Raw genomic sequence first — 15,464 nt, 5'->3', positions numbered from 1 at the left:
GACCGCGCCGGTCGGGAGGCTTGCGCGGGGGCACCGGGGTGCTGTCCCGACGGTGCGGCCTGGTGGCGACGCGCACCGCGCGTCATCCTGGACCGATGATCGACGAGAAGCAGACCCTCCTCCTGTACCTGCAGGAGGGCCGCGACGCCCTGCTGTCGAAGCTCGAAGGAGTGTCGGAGTACGACGCGAGAAGGCCGCTGGTCGCCACGGGCACCAACCTGCTCGGCCTCGTGAAGCACATCGCGGGTACCGAAGCCGGGTACCTCGGCCTCGTGTTCGGACGCCCGTTCCCCGAGCCGCTGCCCTGGATGGAGGAGGACTCGGAGCCCAACGCCGACATGTGGGCCACCGCCGAGGAGTCGCGCGACGGCATCGTCGCGCTCTACCGCCGGGTGCACGCCCACTCCGACGCCACCGTCGCCGCGCTGCCGCTGGACGCGCCCGGCGTCGTGCCGTGGTGGACGAACCGCGACACCACTCTTCACCGGATCCTCGTCCACATCGCGGTCGAGACGCACCGGCACGCGGGGCACGCCGACATCGTCCGCGAGCTGATCGACGGCCGCGTCGGCCTGCGGCGCGAGGGCGACAACCTGCCCGAGGGCGACGCCGCCTGGTGGGAGGCGTACCGCGCCCGCCTGGAGTCGGTGGCGCGGGACGCGCAGTCGCGGACGGCCGATCCGCAGACGTGAGACCCCTCCTGGTGATCGAGCAGGCCGTGCAGCGGCCGTCTCGAGATCCGTCCCGGTCGATCGCGGATCGCCCCGGTTCGCACCCGCGTCACCGCCGCGTCGCCCGCCCGTCACCCGAGTGGGCGACACTGCCGGGATGGGGCGCGGACCGACGGCACGACTGACGGCGGCGCTCGGCCTCCTGCTCGGGCTCTCCGGAGCAGCGCTGCTCCCGGCCGTCGCGCGTGCGTGGCGGGTCTGCTTCGAGGCGAGGGCGTTCGGCGGGCGCGAGTGCGGAGCGCTCCAGTCCGATTTCGACTACACCCTCGTGCTGTCGGTGTGGGGAGTCGCGCTGCTCCTCGTGATCGCAGGCCTCGTCCTCGCTCGCTCGCGGCGCAGCCCGTTCGCGTGGGCGCTGCTGCCGCTCCTGCTCGGCAACGGCATGACCGACTACGCCGCGGCTCCGCTGCTCAACGGCGGCTACTCGTCGTGGGACTTCCCGCCGGGGATGGGCTTCTGGGCGGCGGGCTGCCTGCTGGCGACGGGCGCGATCCTCATCGTCGGGGCGCTCTGGCCCCGGCGCGCTCGGCCGAGTACGAGCCGGAGTCGGTCGCCGCCTGACCGCCGACGCCGCTCAGCGCTCCGGCTGCTCGTCCTCCGCGGCGGCGATCGCCGCCCGGCCGCCCACCGCCGCGCCGTAGAGCGCGAGCGCGAGCATCGCGAGGCAGCCGACGAGGACCGAGACGAGCAGCGCCTCGATCGGCACGGGCAGCACCGCCGGCACCGCCGACGCGATCGCGACCGCCCCGCCCCCACCGTCGGCCTCTCGGCCCGCCGGTGCGCGGCCAGCCAAGCGGCGTCGCTCGCCAGAGTCGACGGCAGCCGGATCCCGGCGACCGGATTCCGGCCGAGGCGACCGCCCGCCGTGGCCCGCGCCATCCAGACGAGCAGCACGCCCGATCCCGCCATCACGGCGCCCAGCACGATCCGTCCGATCACGTCCTCCATCCCTCGAGACTACGGACGACCCGGCTCCGTCCCGCGCAGGCGTCCCGCCGTCAAGGGGTGGGGCCCGATACGGCCTCGCCTTAGCGTCGACAGCGACGGATGCGGGGACCCCGCGTCGCGCGGGATCGGGAGGACACCATGCAGAAGCTCTACTACGCCAGCGGATACGTGCTCCTCGGCGACGCCATCTGCACCGCGGTCGTGGAGTACGCGCAGGCGCTCGCGAACGTCGGCAAGTCGGATCTCGTCGTCGTGCCGTCGTTGTCGGACGAGGGCATGCTCGGCGAGACGCGCCTGCTGCTGGGGCCGGCGAGTCAGCTCTTCGCGAGCCCTGCGCTCGACCGCGGCGTCGACCTCGACGATCCCGCGGCCGTCGAGTCGATGCGCGAGAAGACCCGCCACCTGCAGCCCGCCCGACCGCAGGCGCAGCCGGCGGAACCCGACGAGGACGACTTCCTCTGAGCCCGACCTGCTCGTCGAGGCCTACTTCTCGAGCGTCGTGCTCGGGCTCTCGCCGAAGCGGTGCGCGTACGACGCCGAGAAGCGCCCGAGGTGCGCGAAGCCCCAGCGGTGCGCGACCTCGGTCACGGTGACCGCTCCGGAGTCTCCCCGCGCAACTCCTTCTGCACCGCGTCGAGGCGGATGCGCCGCAGGTAGTCGAGCGCGGTCATGTCGAACTCGCGGCGGAACTCGCTCTGCAGGGTGCGCAGGCTCATGTCGGCGGCCTGAGCGATCTCCTCCGTGCGGATCGGCAGGTGCGCGTTCGAGTACATGAACTCCACGGCGGAGCGGAGCCGTCCGCTGCGCGGCACGAGGAGGTCGTTCTGCGCGGTGAGGACCGCGTGCGGGAACGTCTCGAGCAGGGCGACGGCCGCGGCGCGGTTCGCCTCGCTGCGCAGGAGAGGCGTGCTCTCGTCGGAGTAGATGACGCGCGCGATCGCCGCGACGGTCGCCGACCAGCGGCGCAGTCTCTCCCCGGTGGGGCGCGCCGTCGAGTCGAAGAGCAGCGGACCGGGCTCGACGTTCTCGACGTCCTGAGCGATGCCCTCGAGGTAGGCGCCGTCGAAGTGGATGAGGTTCTGCCGGTAGTCGTGGAACTCGAACGCCGTCGGCCGGTCGTTCACGAACATCGCGGGCTGCCCGAGCTGCAGCGCGACCGGGTCGCCGTCGATGTCGGTGACCCCGGTGCCCGATGTCAGCCACGAGACGACGTACTCGCCCTCGGTCTGGATGCGGCCCTGCACGGATCCGGCGAAGTAGCTCCCCGGAGCGTCACGTCGGCGTCGCCGACCGAGGTGTAGCGGTAGGCGAAGTCGTCGCCGGGTTCGACGGCGAAGCGGTGGCCGTTGTAGGCCCCCTCGAACATCAGGCGGGCCTCGTCGATGTCGTGGCCGCTGATGTCGGAGCGGACGACCTCGGGGGAGGAGTCGTTCATTCCGATCAGCGTCCCACGCGCAAGGCGCCTGCGTCGACGCCGGATCCCACGAGTTCGTTAAGCGGATAAACGATTCAGGGGGCCGTACGCCCGCGTCATCGCGTGCACCGTCGCACTGCGGAACTCCGAGAGCAGGACGACCGAGTGGCGGTGCCTCCCCTGCACGGCCAGCGAGAAGGCGTCGCCCGAGGTCGAGTCCCACCAGGCGTCGACCTCTGCGGCCGGGATGCGGACGGTCCCGTCGTCCTCGCTGAGCACGAGCGCATCGGGCAGCACGAGGAGCGTGCCGGTCACTCCGTGCACGCGGGAGGAGCAGGTGAAGACCGACTCGGGGTCCTCGCGGCCGGCGAGCCCCAGGAAGTCGGTGATCCCGTCGAGCGGCGAGTGGTCGGTCACGTCGTCCCTCCCCGCCCCGGGGGCTCCGCCGACGTCGCGGTCGGCGTCACCGGTGGAGTTCATCGTGTCTCAGGCCGCGTGCGTCAGGCCGACGCTCTCGGGCTGGGGAGCCGGCTCCGGGATGACGCGCAGGCCGCGGCCGCTGTTGGCCTCCTCCATCAGCGATCGGACCCACGTGGGGTTGATCGCCGGCATGCGGCTCCCGTTGAACGAGAACTGCAGCGGGATGGCGGGGTGCAGCCAGAGGGTCTGACGACCGGTGCCGTGGGTGTTCGACGCCTCGATCTGGAAGGCGAACGCCTCGTTGCGGCGGAACTTGTTGATCATGACGATCTGCAGGTGCGCGAGCGCGCGGTCGTCGATGTCGTGGGCGGTGGCGGGAGTGCCGTAGAGGAGGGAACCCATGTGCGGAGTCCGTTCTGTGAGATCGCCGCGGTGTCGGCCGCGACTCGTGCAGGGCGTCCCGACGGATCCGTCGGGGGTGGGGAGTTCGGGGGCGGTGCCCGCTGGGGGAGCGGCATCCGTAGGTCGCCCGGGTTCCGGAGTGCGGAGTCGCGGGGCGGTGGCAGGCCGGCGGGGACCACTCGTCCTGCCGTGACACCAAAGTAGGGGAGGCGCTGCGGACGCCCCCGATTCGTATCCGTTTTGCGAAACGCGCACCCGGGGCCGGGTGGAGGCTCGCGTGCTGCGGCTCAGCGCGGCCGTCGGACGGTGACCGCGAACCAGGTGACGACGGCGGCGAGGCCGAGCAGCGCCAGGGCGGTCATGTCCCAGCCGGTGTGCTCGACGAACAGGAGGTCGCCCGAGTTCGCACCGCGGTGCTCGCAGCGGACGCCGAGCGGCCACCACGTCGGTGCACCGCTGACGACGTCGCCGGTCGGCCCGCGGGACGGGAAGTCCTCGACGCAGACGTCTCGCCAGCCGCGTCGGCCCGAGGCGTAGACGCTGAAGAAGGCGGAGACGATGCAGACGAGGCCGATGATCAGCAGGGCCCCCGGTACCGGGTCCCGGCGTCCGCGTCCGTGCATCCGCCCATCCTGGTGCACCGCCCCCTGGACGCGGCGATGGGGTCGAGAGCGCGCAGAGGACGCGGCGACGGGGTCGGAGCGCGCAGAGGACGCGGCGATCGGGTCAGAACGCGTAGCGGACGCGGCAGTAGGGCAGCTCCTGCCCGAGCAGGGCGAGGAAGCGCTCGAGGGCGGCGCGCTTGAGATCGCGGCGGTAGCGGATGTTGACCGCCCCGTTCTCGGAGACCTTCGACTCCTGCATCCCCGGCGTCCAGAGCAGCTCCTCGGCCTTCGGGTGCCAGCCGGTGTTGACCTCGTGCAGGCGCTCGTTGTGGGTCAGGAGGATCACCTCGGCCGCGAGCTGCGCCTTCGCTCGCGGGTGGAGGGCGGCATCGAGCTGCTGGAAGAGCTCGGCCCAGTCGCGCTGCCAGGTGGGGGTGAGGATCACGGGTGAGAAGTTGACGTGCACCTCGTAGCCGGCGTCGACGAAGTCGTTGATCGCGGCGATCCGCTCGGCGACGGGCGAGGTGCGGATGTCGGTGACCTTGGCCGTCTCGGCGGGCATGAGGGAGAAGCGGATGCGGGTGCGGCCGAGCGGATCCCACTCGAGCAGCTCGCGGTTGACGTACTTGGTCGCGAACGAGGCCTTGGCCGTGGGGGACATGCGGAACAGCTCGCAGAGGTCGCGCACGTTCCCGCTGAGCATCGCGTCGACGGAGCAGTCGCTGTTCTCGCCGATGTCGTAGACCCAGGAGTCGGGGTCGCACTGGTTCGCCTCGGTCTTGGGGCCCTGCTTGGCGATGTGGCGGGCGAGGTGCCGCTGGATCTGCTCGATGTTCGTGAACACGGTGACCGGGTTGCTGTAGCCCTTCCTCCGCGGCACGTAGCAGTAGACGCACGCCATCGCGCAGCCGTTGGCGTGCGAGGGGGCGATGAAGTCGGCCGAGCGCCCGTTGGGCCGGGTGACCAGCGACTTCTTCACTCCCAGCACGAGCGCCTCGGTCTTGATGCGCACCCACCGCGAGACGTTCGTCTCGTCGCCGTGCACCTCGGGGATCATCCAGTGCGAGTCGACCGGCACGATCTCGGCTCCGGGCCAGCGCGCCACGATCTCCTGCCCACGCGGCAGCTCGAGCGCCGCCTGCTCGGCGTAGATGCGCCGCACGTCGAGGAGCGTGCGTTCCCGGGTGTCGGACATGAGTCCGTTCTACCGGCGACCACCGACATCGGCGTGCCCGGGCCGTCCCGCAGGATGGGGGCATGGACTCCACCGCCGACCGGTACCGCCGCGCCGCCCGCGAGCTCGCGCAGACCTCCGAGCTGCAGGTGCGCCGGGCCCTCGCGGTGGCCGGGAGCGACGCGCTGCTCGCGCGGATCGACGAGCTGCCGAGCGCGCACCGGCAGCCGTCGCTCCTGTTCTCGGTCGCGCGGTACCTGGGCTCGCCGCGGGACCCCGAGGAGTTCGTGGCCTGGATGCTGGCGGAGTGGCCGCGCGTCGCCCCGGTCGCCGCCGAGCGCCTGACGCAGACGAACGAGGCGCTGCGCTGCGCCCCGCTGGTCGCGGCCCTCGAGCGGATCACCGAGCCGGACGAGCCGATCGCGCTGATCGAGATCGGCGCGTCCGCGGGGCTGTGCCTTGCACCGGAGCGGTACGCCTACTCCTTCCCGACGGCGGGCGGTGACGGGAGCGCGGGCGGTGGCGGGAGCGCGGTCGCCTCGCGGCTCGGCTCGGGCGGACCGCTTCTCGAGTGCGTCGTGACGGGCGGAGCCTCGCCCATGCGACTCCCGCGCATCGCCTGGCGGCGAGGCCTGGACCTGCGGCCCCTCGACGCCCGCTCGGCCGAGGACCGCGCGTGGCTCGAGGCGCTGCTGCCCGAGGACCGCCCGGAGCGGACGGCCCGTCTGCGCGAGGCCGTCGCGGTGCTGCGGGAGGACCCTCCGCTGATCGTCGCGGGCGACGCCGCCGAAGCGCTGCCGGCGCTGCTCGCGGAGGTGCCGCATGGGATGCGCGTCGTCGTCGTCTCGCTCGGGACGCTCGTCTACCTGCCGCGGGCCTCCCGCGAGCGGGTGCTGGCCGCGGTCGGCGCCGCCGGCGCGAGCCTCGTGACCCTGGAGGCGGAGTCGCTGCTCGCGCACCTCGTGGCGCCGCGCGCCGCTCTGTCGGCGCCGGAGCCGACCCCGTTCCTGCTCGCCGCCGACGGCGTCCCCTCGCCTGCGCGACGCCGCACGGCGGCCGCCTGTCCTGGCTCGCCTGAGTCGCCGCTGCTCGAGTGTCTCCACTCCGCGGAAGTCGTCGTACTCGAGCGCGAGTACGACGACTTCTGAGGACTCGAGCGCATCGCGCCTCAGGGACGCGCGCACGCGGAGCGCGAGTGTCCACACGTTGGCGTACTGGGCTTCGAGTACGACGACTTCTGAGGAGTCGAGCCGCCCCTACAGCTCGTCGACGAACATCTGCGTCGCCTGCGGCACGTACGACTCGTTCGTCGCGGGGTCCCAGCCCACCAGCGCGACCACGTTGCCGCCGACCCGCGCCGTGATGCCCACCAGGGTGAAGGGGCTGCCGCCCACGTCGCCCGTGACCGTCCAGCCGACCGCGTCGTCCGTCCCGGTCAGCGCCGGCTCCGTCTGCTCCACCGTCGTCCGCACCGGCTCGCCCTGCATCGCGAAGAGGTCGGAGCTTTCGGCGCAGCGCTCGAGCGCGTCCTCCGCGTCGGCGACCAGCGAGGACGCGACGTCGGCGTCGCCCGTGCTGGCCACGACCGACGTCATCGAGCGGTCGTTGCTCGTGCCGAACTCGACCTCGGAGTCGTCCAGCGTCTCGTCCTCGTCCCAGCCCAGCCCGAACGGGGCGAGGCAGCTCGCGTCGGTGGCGGTGAGCCCCGGGTAGATCGAGTCGAGCATCTCCTGCGTGCCGTCGTACTGGTCCGGCACGAACTGGATCCCGGTCAGCACCGCCGACAGCTCGTCCTCGCTCAGCTGCGGAACCGCCTCGGACGTGGCCTCGGGCTCGCCGCCTCCCGTGCATCCCGTCAGCGCGAGCAGCAGTGCTGCCGCCGCCCAGGCTCCGGCCGTCGTCGTGCGCGTCATCGTGTCCCCGTCCCCCTCCGCCGCGGCGGGGAGCCGGACGGACCCTCCGACGCTAACAGCTGCCTCCGACCCGGTCCGCGCCGGGCCGGAGGCTCGACGTGCGGCCGCCGATCAGGTAGCGGCGTAGGGGGCGGAGACGCTCGCCCGCGACGATCCCGAGACGGCCGTGAACGTCGCCGTGCCCGCCGGGATCGACGTCTTCCCGGTCCGGAACGCCTTCGACACGGTGGCGCCCGGAGCGACCGCGAGGGCGGTCGCGGATCCGTAGGCGGTGACGACGGTGATGTCGGCCGGAGCCGGCCCGGTGTTGGTCGCCGTCGCCGTGAGGACGACGCGCCCCGAGACCAGTCGGGTCGTCGCCTTCGCGGTGAGGGAGGCGCCGGCGGTGACCGTCGCCCCGGCGAGCCTCGCCGTGGCCGCGTCGGCGCGCGCCGTGATCGCGACGGTCCCGGAGGAGGAGCCGGTGCGGATCCGCGGCAGCGCCGCCATCCCGTCGGCTCCCGAGAGCACCGCGGCGGTCGTCGCTCCGCTCTCGAACGTCGCCGGCCCGGTGAGCGCGAAGCCCACGCTGCGCCCCGCCAGGGGCGCCCCGCCGCGTCGCGCACCACGACGGACTGCGCGAGATCCCGCGTCGTCGAGGCGGGCACGCTCGACGCGGCCCCGCGCGCCTCGAGCGACGCGGCGACGGCCACGCCGTTCACGGCGAGCTCGGCGACACCCGTCGATCCGCCGTACTCGGCGGCGCCCCAGGCCGTGAAGACCAGGCGCAGCGCCGTCGTGGTCACCGGAGCGAACGACGCGGTGTTCAGCACGTCGCGGGCCCGCCCGGGCGCCGCTCCGCTCACGGGGGTCCAGGCGCCGCCGACGAGGTGCTCGACGCGCCACGACCGGGCGGGGATCAGGCCGCGCCCGTCGGCGTCGGCCGCGTCGCTCGCGAAGCGCACCGAGGCGCTGTCGACGGTGACGGCGGAGGGCCACTGCAGCTCGACGGACTGCTCGCCGACCCGGGGCCAGGTGCCCCAGATCGTGCCGGTGTCGCCGTCCACGGCGGCGCCGACCGAGGTCCACGGCGAGCTGTACGAGGCGGTCGTCGACGAGGCGAGCGGAGCGATGTCGCCGACGTACTGCGTGCACGGCACGGTCACCGTGACGGTCGCGCGACGCGTCACCGCGTCGATCCGGTCGACCCGGAGCGACATCCCGGTGTTGAGCGAGGCGGTCTCGCCCGCGAGGACGAACTCGTTCGCCTCGCTCGCGTCGCCCGGCCGCTCGAGCAGGTCGCCCGCGTACGGCTGGCCCGGGTTCGACCGCAGGATCTGCACGCCCGAGACGTCGCGGCGCACCTGGAAGGGGCTGCTGTACGCCCCGCCGTCCGACGTGGTGTCGGCCTCGTCGTTGTACTGCGCCCAGTAGCGGATCGTCGCGTCCTGCGGGTCGGTCCACGTCAGAGCGCGCTGCGCGGCGACTCCGGCCCCGAGCGTGTCGATCGTCGCGGTGCGGGGAGCGCCGCAGACCGGCTGGCGGGTGTTGGGCAGCGTCCCCAGTCGCGCGAGCGACGGAGCAGAGAGGGCAGGAACGACCACGAGTCGCCCATCACGTCGGTCCGGTTGCCGTACTCCTCGCGGCGGCAGTCGGCCGGCAGCGGGGTCGAGTAGTCGCGGGTCGTGCCGCAGTGCACGCTGTACGCGTGCGGCAGCGACAGGTTGTGGCCGAGCTCGTGCGCGAGGAAGTACGCGTCGGGCCCCGGCTGGAAGGTGCGCCCGCCGTCGTCGGGGTCGCCCGGCTGCTCGCCGTTGGCCCAGTTCGGGCACGGGTCGCCCTCGGGCACCATCGCGACCAGGTGCCGGGCGGGGCCTGGCTGCCAGCCGTTCGTCCGGCTGATCCAGTCCTGCAGCCCGCCGGTGTTCGTGCAGCCGATCGGCTCGTCGACCACCTGCCAGTCGATCACGCGCTCGAGCTCGAAGCGGATCGCGCCGCCCGTCTCCCGCGCGTAGAAGTCGTCGACGAGCTCGAGCGAGCGCACGGCGTCGGCCGTCGTGAAGGCGCCGGGAGTCGTGCCCTGCGGAGCGACGAGCGCGATCGTCACGCGGTGCGTCCGCACCTCGGCGCGGGCGGGGATCTCGACCCCCACGAAGTCGGCGTCGAGGGCGAGCGCTGCCTGCTGGGAGGTGGCGTCGGCCTGCGGCTCGACCAGGGTCGGCTCGGTGTCCGGAGCCGCGACCGGGCGATCGGGAGCGGGAGCCGGGGCCGGAGCGGCGGCGGTCGGGGCAGTGGCGGCCGGCGCCGCCGCGGCGGCCCTCCGGCGGCGAGGCCGGTGAGCAGGAGGAGTCCGGTGAGTGCACCGGGGAGCAGGGCCTGGCGTCGCATGGGGTCCTTCCGAGGAGGTCGCGCCCCGAGCGGCCGCGGGGGCGCGAGGAGCACCTTCCGCGGACCTTCTCCGCTGAAGGGTCGCCCGCACGTTACCGTGAACATCCGCGCCGCGACGGGCGGATGTCCTCCCGATGCGGCCCCCTTCAGGGTGCCGAGATCCTCCCTGCACGGACGACGGAGGCCGGGTGCCCGCAGCACGCGGTCACCCGGCCTCGGCGGGAGTGTCAGACCTCGGTGTGCCCGAGGTCGGCGGTGGCGAGCAGCCGGATCTCGGGCTCGGCGAGCCCCTCCAGCTCGAGCACCACGACCTCGTTCCGCCCGGCGCGGGTCACCGGCGACGGCACGATCAGCGTGCGCTGCGGACCCCGGCGCCAGTAGCGGCCGAGCAGGAACCCGTTCACCCAGACCAGGCCCTTGCCCCAGTGCAGCGTGTCGAGGAAGAGGTCGGCCGGCTCGTCGAGCTCGATCGATCCGGAGGCGAGCGACGGCCCGGCCGCGACGCCCTCGGCCGGCGACGCGAGCGACGGGACCCGCGACAGGTCCAGCGGCCGGGCCGTCCATCCGGTGAGCTCGGCGCCGTCGAGGGCGACGCCGCCGATCAGGCCCTTGTGCTCGCCGATGCGCACGCCGTAGTTCACTCGCCCCTGGTTCTCGACCAGGATCGCCAGCGATCCGCGGCCGCGCGGGAGCGTCAGCGCACGCTCGTGGTGATCGCGCGCCAGCACGCCGACGGGCACGCCGTCCAGCAGCACCCAGGCGCGGTCGCGCACCTCGTCGCCGACGACCAGGCGGGCGAGGAGTCGGAGCCGACGAGCTCGGTCTCGAACAGCACGAAGCCGTCGTCGTGGCCCAGTTCGTCGAACGACGCCATGCCCTCGAGCCCGGCGGCGGCGCCGAACGCGTCCAGGCCCAGCAGGGCGGGCCCCGGCAGCAGCGGCGCCGTCAGCGCGGGCGACGGAGCGCGCGGGGCGGGCGACGCCTCCGGAACCGGCGCGTAGCGCGCGATGACCTCGCGGAACGCCCAGAACTTCTCGGTCGGATGCCCGGCCTCGTCCAGCGGCGCGTCGTAGTCGTAGCTGGTGGTGATCGCGGCGTAGCGGCCCTTGTCGTTCGCTCCGCTGGTCAGGCCGAAGTTGGTGCCGCCGTGGAACATGTAGACGTTGACGGAGCCGCCCACCGCCAGCAGCGCGTCGAGCTCGCGGGCCGAGGCGGCCGCGTCCGTCGTGGTGGTGCTGGGTGCCCCAGTCGTCGAACCAGCCGCACCAGAACTCCATGCACATCAGCGGGCCGGTGGGCTGGAACTCGCGCAGGGTCGCGAGGCGCTCGGGGGTGCGCGAGCCGAACGAGCCGGTGAGGGTGGAGGCCGGGCAGGCTGCCGTCGGCGAGCATCTGCGGAGTCGGCTGGTCGATGGTCGTGAGCGGCACGGTGATGCCGGCGTCGCGGGTCACCCGGACGAGCTCGGCGAGGTACTCCTTGTCGGAGCCGTACGCTCCGTACTCGTTCTCGATCTGCACGAGGACGACCGGGCCGCCGGCGTCGATCTGGCGCGGAGCGACGATCGCGTAGACCTCGCGGAGGTAGTCGCTGACCGCGGCCACGTAGTGCGGCTCCCACCGGCGCACGCCCACCTCGGGGTCGCGGAACAGCCAGGCCGGGAGCCCGCCGTTGTCCCACTCCGCGCAGATGTAGGGCCCGGGGCGCACGATCGCGTGCATGCCCTCGGCCGCCACGAGGTCGAGGAAGCGGCCGAGATCGAGGCCGCCGTCGGCGCGGAAGGAGCCGCGGACCGGCTCGTGCGCGTTCCACGCGACGTAGGTCTCGATGGTGTTCAGGCCCATCAGCCTCGCCTTGCGGATGCGGTCGGCCCAGAGGTCCGGGTGCACCCGGAAGTAGTGCAGCGCGCCGGACAGGATCCGGTGCGGCCGCCCGTCGAGCTCGAAGTCGGTGGCGCCGATGGCGAAGCGGCTCTCGGGTGCGGTGGTCATGATCATCCCTCGGATCAGGAGAAGCGGGTGGTACGCGAGGAGGCCGGCCGGAGCGATCCGGCCGGCCTCCTCAAGGTGTCGGATCTACTCGGAGACCGTGAAGCCCTGCTCGTTGCCGTACTGCACGAGCTTGCTCTGCCAGCTCTGCAAGTCCGTCGTCGAGGCTGGTGCCGTTCGCGTAGGCCTGTCCGACGGTGTCGCCGAAGACGCTGTTCGCGTAGACCTGGTAGGGCAGGTAGGACCAGCCAGGGCGGACGTCCTCGGAGGCCTGGGTCAGCACCTCGTTGATCTTCTGGCCGCCGAAGTACTCGGACTCGGCTCCGACGAACTCGGGGTCGGTCAGATCCGCGGTGGTCGACGGGAATCCGCCGCTCTCGAGGAAGACGTCGACCGAGGCCGGGTCGCTGTTCAGCCAGCGCAGGAACGCGGCGGCCAGGGCCGGGTTCTCGCTCTGCGAGGTGACCGACTGGCCGCCTCCGCCGTTCTCGGCGCTGACGGGGGTGCCGTCGTAGGTCGGGATGGGCGCGACGGCCCAGTCACCGGCCGCGTCCGTGACGCTGGACTCGAGCACGCCGGGCATCCATGCGCCGGTGATCAGCGAGGCGATCGATCCGTCGCCCAGGCCCTTGTACCACTCGTCTCCCCAGCCGGGGGTGTCCGAGAGCAGACCCTTCTCGACGAGCTGGTTCCAGACGCCGGTCCACTTCTTCGTGCCCTCGTCCGCGACGTCGACGGTGATGTCCTCGCCCTCGAACTGGAACGGCTGTCCGCCGGCCTGCCAGATCATGCTGGTCGCGAAGCCCGCGTCGCCGGTGTCGGCGGTGATGTACTTCGAGGGGTCGGCGGTGTGCAGCTTCTCGGCCGCGGCGACGTACTCGTCCCAGGTGGTCGGCACGGCGATGCCGTACTGGTCGAAGACGGCCTTGTTGTAGAACATCGCCATGGGGCCCGAGTCCTGGGGGAGACCGACGAGCTTGCCGTCGACGTTCACGCTGCCCCACGTGGAGGCGCTGAACGTGTCCTCCAGGTCGCCGAGGCCGTACTGCGAGAGGTCCAGGAGCGAGTCCGACAGCGCGAACTGCGGCATGGCGTAGTACTCGATCTGCACGACGTCGGGGGCGCCCGAGCCGGCCTTGATCGCGTTCTGGAGCTTGGTGTACTCGTCGGTGTTCGTGCCGGCGTTGACCAGCTCGACGTCGACCTCGGGGTACGCCTCCTCGAACGCGGCGACCTGCGCCTCGGCGCTGGGGGTCCAGCTCCAGTAGGTGAGCTTGCCGCCCGCCTCGAGGGCGGCGTCGAGGTCGGCGGCGCTGCCGCCGGCGCTCGCTCCGCCGCCGGCGGAGGGGGAGGAGCAGGCGGCCAGGGAGCCGGCGGCGAGGGCGGCCGCGGCGGCCACGGTCAGGGTCCGCCGGAGGGCGGAGCTCGTGAACTTCATAGGGGGATCCTTCACTTCTTCGTGCTGCGGGTGGTGGCGACCGGCGCGGGTGCTCCGGTGCAGGGGAGGTCGAGGGCGTCAGCCCTTGACGCTGCCGGCGCTCAGACCGGACTGCCAGAAGCGCTGGAGTCCGAGGAAGGCGACGACGATGGGGATGATCGTGAGCAGCGAGCCCGTGATCACCAGGTTGTAGATCGGCTGCGCACTGACGCCGGTGGCCTGGGCGTTCCACTGGTTCAGACCCACGGTGAGCGGGTACCACGAGGGGTCGCTCAGCATGATCAGCGGCAGGAAGTAGTTGTTCCAGGTGGCGACGACCGAGAACAGCAGCACGGTCACGATGCCCGGGGCCAGGAGCCGGATGGAGATCGTGAAGAACGTGCGGAACTCGCCCGCCCCGTCCATCCGCGCCGCCTCGAGCAGCTCGGTGGGCACCGACTCGACCGCGTACACCCAGACCAGGTACAGCCCGAAGGGGCTGATCAGCGAGGATGATGATCGCCCACGGGGTGTTGGTGAGGCCGAGCTGGCTGAACATGAGGAACGTCGGGACGGCCAGGGCCGTGCCGGGGACGGCGATCGCTCCGAGGACCACCGCGAAGACCGCCTTGCGGCCGGCGAAGCGGAACTTCGCGAGGCCGTAGCCGGCGAGCGTGGCGAGCAGCGTCGCTCCTCCTGCGCCGACGACGACGTAGAGGAGGGTGTTGCCGAGCCAGCGGAGGAAGATGCCGTCGCGGTAGGTGAGCGTCTCGGCGATGTTCTGGAAGAGGACGAAGTCGCCGTCGAACCAGAGGCCGAAGCTCGAGAGCAGTCCGGCCTGCGTCTTGGTCGCGTTGATGACGAGCCACGCCAGCGGCACGAGGCTGTAGAGGATGAACGCCGACATCAGCAGGGTGAAGGCGATCGACTTCTTCGGGTGGACGGAGGATCCGCGGCGGGGAGCGCGGCGGGACCTGGTCGGGCGGGAGGCGGTCGTGACGGCCATCAGTTCTCCTTGCGCGCGCCGCGGAGCTGGACCACGTAGGCGATCACCGCGGTGATCACGCCCATCACGATCGCGACCGTGGCCGACGCGTTGTACTGCTGACCCGCGAAGGACAGGTTGTAGGCGTACATGTTCGGGGTGAAGTAGGTGGTGATGATGTTCGGCGCCAGCGTCCGGAGGATGTTGGGCTCGTTGAACAGCTGGAAGCTGCCGATGATCGAGAAGATCGTGGCGATGACGATCGCACCGCGCAGGGCGGGCAGCTTGATCGAGCGGATGACGCGCATCGGGCCGGCTCCGTCGATCTCGGCGGCCTCGTAGAGCTCGCCGGGGATCGTCTTCAGTGCGGAGTAGAAGATGAGCATGTTGTAGCCCACGAACTCCCAGGTCACGATGTTGCCGATCGAGACGAGGATCCAGTCGCGCGAGAACGGAGCGACGAGGTCCGAGCCGAGCAGGTCGTTGACGTTGGCCGCGAGGCCGAAGTTGTCGCCGTAGATGAAGCCCCACATCAGCACGGCGACGACGGCGGGGACCGCGTAGGGGAGGAACACCACGATGCGGAAGAAGCCGGTGGCGTGCAGCCGGCCGCTGTCGATCGCGAGCGCCGCGACGAGGGCGAGGACCAGCATCACCGGGACCTGGACGGCCAGGAACAGGACGACGCGGACGAAGCCCTCCCAGAAGTTGGGGTCCCCGAACAGCGTCAGGTAGTTGTCGAACCCGACGAAGGCGGTGCCTCCGACGAGCTGCTCGCGGAACAGGCTGAGGTAGATCGAGTAGATCACCGGCGCGATGAACACGAGCAGGAACACGACCAGGAAGGGCGCCACGAAGGCGAGGCCCTTCCACTCGCTCTTCGCTCGCGAGCGCGGCACCTGCTTCAGCGGCGCCAGGGGAGGGTCGACCTCGCGCAGGGGGACGGGTGGAGACGTCGTCGTCATCAGTGACTTCCGTTCGATTTCGGCCACGGTGGGGGAGGCGGAGTGTTCACGTCAACATGGCAGATCGCCACCGTACCATGTTCACGTCAACACGTTCAGTATCGATCGGATCACGGTGGTTTCCCGTACGGGGGCCC

The 15,464-nt window shown here is 72.1% G+C and carries 16 protein-coding genes and 3 pseudogenes; 4 read left to right on the top strand and 15 right to left on the bottom strand.

From position 1 onward, the window contains the following. Positions 1 to 20: 20 nt before the first annotated feature. Complete coding sequence (locus tag AC0CII_RS13705; RefSeq protein WP_465229755.1) at positions 21 to 692, top strand: DinB family protein; 672 nt, start codon at positions 21 to 23, stop codon at positions 690 to 692. A 228-nt stretch (positions 693 to 920) separates the two neighbouring features. After that, positions 921 to 1,292 carry a hypothetical protein gene (locus AC0CII_RS13700; RefSeq protein WP_465231111.1) on the top strand — a complete coding sequence of 124 codons (372 nt, stop codon included), beginning with the start codon at positions 921 to 923 and terminating at the stop codon, positions 1,290 to 1,292. A gap of 13 nt (positions 1,293 to 1,305) precedes the next feature. Here the strand turns inward: AC0CII_RS13700 and AC0CII_RS13695 are convergent, their stop codons facing one another. Beyond that, entirely contained in the window at positions 1,306 to 1,455 is a 150-nt protein-coding gene (locus tag AC0CII_RS13695; RefSeq protein ID WP_465231110.1) for a hypothetical protein, read from the bottom strand. A 32-nt stretch (positions 1,456 to 1,487) separates the two neighbouring features. Beyond that, positions 1,488 to 1,610, bottom strand: a pseudogene (locus tag AC0CII_RS13690) (SdpI family protein); the annotation flags it as partial. A 207-nt stretch (positions 1,611 to 1,817) separates the two neighbouring features. Between AC0CII_RS13690 and AC0CII_RS13685 the strand changes: the two are divergent. Next, a complete protein-coding gene (locus AC0CII_RS13685; RefSeq protein ID WP_207407155.1) occupies positions 1,818 to 2,141 on the top strand; it encodes a hypothetical protein in 324 nt (107 codons plus the stop codon). Between the two features lie 21 nt (positions 2,142 to 2,162). Here AC0CII_RS13685 and AC0CII_RS13680 read toward each other — a convergent pair whose 3' ends face one another. The 7 genes from AC0CII_RS13680 to AC0CII_RS13650 form a co-directional block, all read right to left on the bottom strand. Continuing rightward, positions 2,163 to 2,267, bottom strand: a complete 105-nt coding sequence (locus AC0CII_RS13680; protein WP_465229754.1) for a helix-turn-helix domain-containing protein — start codon at positions 2,265 to 2,267, stop codon at positions 2,163 to 2,165. Next, positions 2,264 to 2,923, bottom strand: coding sequence for a helix-turn-helix domain-containing protein (locus AC0CII_RS13675; protein ID WP_465229753.1), 660 nt, complete (start codon positions 2,921 to 2,923; stop codon positions 2,264 to 2,266). Before AC0CII_RS13675 ends, AC0CII_RS13680 begins: the two co-directional genes overlap by 4 nt. Then, positions 2,875 to 3,114 (bottom strand): hypothetical protein, encoded by a 240-nt coding sequence (locus AC0CII_RS13670; RefSeq protein ID WP_465227385.1) that lies wholly within the window; start codon positions 3,112 to 3,114, stop codon positions 2,875 to 2,877. Before AC0CII_RS13670 ends, AC0CII_RS13675 begins: the two co-directional genes overlap by 49 nt. A 57-nt stretch (positions 3,115 to 3,171) precedes the next feature. Next, positions 3,172 to 3,573, bottom strand: a complete 402-nt coding sequence (locus AC0CII_RS13665; RefSeq protein ID WP_465227386.1) for a hypothetical protein — start codon at positions 3,571 to 3,573, stop codon at positions 3,172 to 3,174. 6 nt (positions 3,574 to 3,579) lie between these two features. Next, positions 3,580 to 3,915, bottom strand: a complete 336-nt coding sequence (locus tag AC0CII_RS13660) for a DUF7882 family protein (RefSeq protein WP_207407152.1) — start codon at positions 3,913 to 3,915, stop codon at positions 3,580 to 3,582. 287 nt (positions 3,916 to 4,202) lie between these two features. Continuing rightward, positions 4,203 to 4,538, bottom strand: a complete 336-nt coding sequence (locus AC0CII_RS13655; protein ID WP_465227387.1) for a hypothetical protein — start codon at positions 4,536 to 4,538, stop codon at positions 4,203 to 4,205. Positions 4,539 to 4,641: 103 nt separating this feature from the next. Continuing rightward, complete coding sequence (locus AC0CII_RS13650; protein WP_465227388.1) at positions 4,642 to 5,715, bottom strand: spore photoproduct lyase family protein; 1,074 nt, start codon at positions 5,713 to 5,715, stop codon at positions 4,642 to 4,644. Between the two features lie 62 nt (positions 5,716 to 5,777). Between AC0CII_RS13650 and AC0CII_RS13645 the strand changes: the two genes are divergently transcribed. After that, positions 5,778 to 6,842, top strand: a complete 1,065-nt coding sequence (locus AC0CII_RS13645) for a DUF2332 family protein (protein ID WP_465229752.1) — start codon at positions 5,778 to 5,780, stop codon at positions 6,840 to 6,842. Between the two features lie 108 nt (positions 6,843 to 6,950). Here the strand turns inward: AC0CII_RS13645 and AC0CII_RS13640 are convergent, their stop codons facing one another. From AC0CII_RS13640 to AC0CII_RS13615, 6 genes and pseudogenes are all read right to left on the bottom strand, one after another. Further along, the gene (locus tag AC0CII_RS13640; RefSeq protein WP_465227390.1) at positions 6,951 to 7,607 is read right to left on the bottom strand and encodes a hypothetical protein; all 657 of its coding nucleotides are present in this window, start codon (positions 7,605 to 7,607) and stop codon (positions 6,951 to 6,953) included. Then, on the bottom strand, positions 7,604 to 9,190 hold the full coding sequence (locus AC0CII_RS13635) for a hypothetical protein (RefSeq protein WP_465229751.1): 1,587 nt from the start codon (positions 9,188 to 9,190) through the stop codon (positions 7,604 to 7,606). Before AC0CII_RS13635 ends, AC0CII_RS13640 begins: the two co-directional genes overlap by 4 nt. Positions 9,191 to 10,201: 1,011 nt before the next feature. After that, positions 10,202 to 11,969: pseudogene (locus tag AC0CII_RS13630) on the bottom strand (glycoside hydrolase family 35 protein). A 64-nt stretch (positions 11,970 to 12,033) separates the two neighbouring features. Beyond that, positions 12,034 to 13,398, bottom strand: a complete 1,365-nt coding sequence (locus tag AC0CII_RS13625; RefSeq protein WP_465229750.1) for an ABC transporter substrate-binding protein — start codon at positions 13,396 to 13,398, stop codon at positions 12,034 to 12,036. Positions 13,399 to 13,476: 78 nt separating this feature from the next. Then, positions 13,477 to 14,284 (bottom strand): annotated as a pseudogene (locus AC0CII_RS13620) (carbohydrate ABC transporter permease). A gap of 98 nt (positions 14,285 to 14,382) precedes the next feature. Continuing rightward, on the bottom strand, positions 14,383 to 15,327 hold the full coding sequence (locus AC0CII_RS13615) for a carbohydrate ABC transporter permease (RefSeq protein WP_465227395.1): 945 nt from the start codon (positions 15,325 to 15,327) through the stop codon (positions 14,383 to 14,385). Positions 15,328 to 15,464 lie beyond the last annotated feature (137 nt).

The sequence above is a fragment of the Rathayibacter sp. AC182 genome, assembly GCF_979253875.1.
Note: the sequence above shows the minus strand (reverse complement) of the source record. Positions and strands in the feature narration are given on the sequence as shown.

Bases quoted from the DNA above. Each gene is read 5' to 3' on its own strand.
- AC0CII_RS13685 (WP_207407155.1), top strand. From the start codon at position 1,818: ATGCAGAAGCTCTACTACGCCAGCGGATACGTGCTCCTCGGCGACGCC.
- AC0CII_RS13670 (WP_465227385.1), bottom strand. From the start codon at position 3,114: ATGAACGACTCCTCCCCCGAGGTCGTCCGCTCCGACATCAGCGGCCAC.
- AC0CII_RS13625 (WP_465229750.1), bottom strand. From the start codon at position 13,398: ATGAAGTTCACGAGCTCCGCCCTCCGGCGGACCCTGACCGTGGCCGCC.
- AC0CII_RS13615 (WP_465227395.1), bottom strand. From the start codon at position 15,327: ATGACGACGACGTCTCCACCCGTCCCCCTGCGCGAGGTCGACCCTCCC.
- AC0CII_RS13665 (WP_465227386.1), bottom strand. From the start codon at position 3,573: ATGAACTCCACCGGTGACGCCGACCGCGACGTCGGCGGAGCCCCCGGG.
- AC0CII_RS13645 (WP_465229752.1), top strand. From the start codon at position 5,778: ATGGACTCCACCGCCGACCGGTACCGCCGCGCCGCCCGCGAGCTCGCG.
- AC0CII_RS13650 (WP_465227388.1), bottom strand. From the start codon at position 5,715: ATGTCCGACACCCGGGAACGCACGCTCCTCGACGTGCGGCGCATCTAC.
- AC0CII_RS13660 (WP_207407152.1), bottom strand. From the start codon at position 3,915: ATGGGTTCCCTCCTCTACGGCACTCCCGCCACCGCCCACGACATCGAC.
- AC0CII_RS13640 (WP_465227390.1), bottom strand. From the start codon at position 7,607: ATGACGCGCACGACGACGGCCGGAGCCTGGGCGGCGGCAGCACTGCTG.
- AC0CII_RS13655 (WP_465227387.1), bottom strand. From the start codon at position 4,538: ATGCACGGACGCGGACGCCGGGACCCGGTACCGGGGGCCCTGCTGATC.